Origin of the sequence: Flavobacterium sp. DSP2-3-1 (genome assembly GCF_049896865.1) — a bacterium.
Classification (GTDB): Bacteria; Bacteroidota; Bacteroidia; order Flavobacteriales; family Flavobacteriaceae; genus Flavobacterium.
Genome location: NZ_JAFCVD010000033.1, coordinates 1 through 558, shown reverse-complemented (window position 1 = coordinate 558; position 558 = coordinate 1). Strand labels below are relative to the sequence as shown.

Genomic DNA, 558 nt, shown 5'->3' with positions numbered 1-558 from the left:
AATCCCCGTAGCTTTTCGCAGCTTATCACGCCCTTCATCGCCTCTGAGAGCCAAGGCATCCCCCATACGCCCTTATTTTGCTTATTGTACCAACATTCAATTAAGAATGCCGTTTCTTTCACTTGTCTATAAATAAACAAGCAAAAAATGCTTTCTACTTTTTATTATTTTCTTATCTCAATATGTCAATGAACTTTATTTAGTCGAATGTCAAAGGTCTTAAAGTCGAATGTCCTAAGACTTGTAACTTTATGACTTTAGACTTTATGACTAAAATCGTGGAGAATAACGGAGTCGAACCGTTGACCTCCTGCGTGCAAGGCAGGCGCTCTAGCCAGCTGAGCTAATCCCCCAATCTAATTATGAATTGTGAATTATGAATTATGAAATACTTTCATAACTCCTCAACTCTAGAATTTCTTCTTTTTTTATTTAAGTAAAATAGTTGTCTCGGACAGACTCGAACTGTCGACCCCTACATTATCAGTGTAGTACTCTAACCAGCTGAGCTACGAGACACTCTTATTCTTAAATGGTATTATTTGAACTAACAGCAAG

General features: G+C 37.5%; 2 tRNA genes and 1 rRNA gene. All 3 read right to left on the bottom strand.

What is annotated here, in order from left to right:
* A 23S ribosomal RNA gene (locus ACP7AT_RS15775) occupies positions 1–86 on the bottom strand; the annotation flags it as partial.
* A 193-nt stretch (positions 87–279) separates the two neighbouring features.
* Positions 280–353 (bottom strand) — tRNA-Ala (locus ACP7AT_RS15770).
* 92 nt (positions 354–445) lie between these two features.
* A tRNA-Ile gene (locus ACP7AT_RS15765) sits at positions 446–519 on the bottom strand.
* Positions 520–558 lie beyond the last annotated feature (39 nt).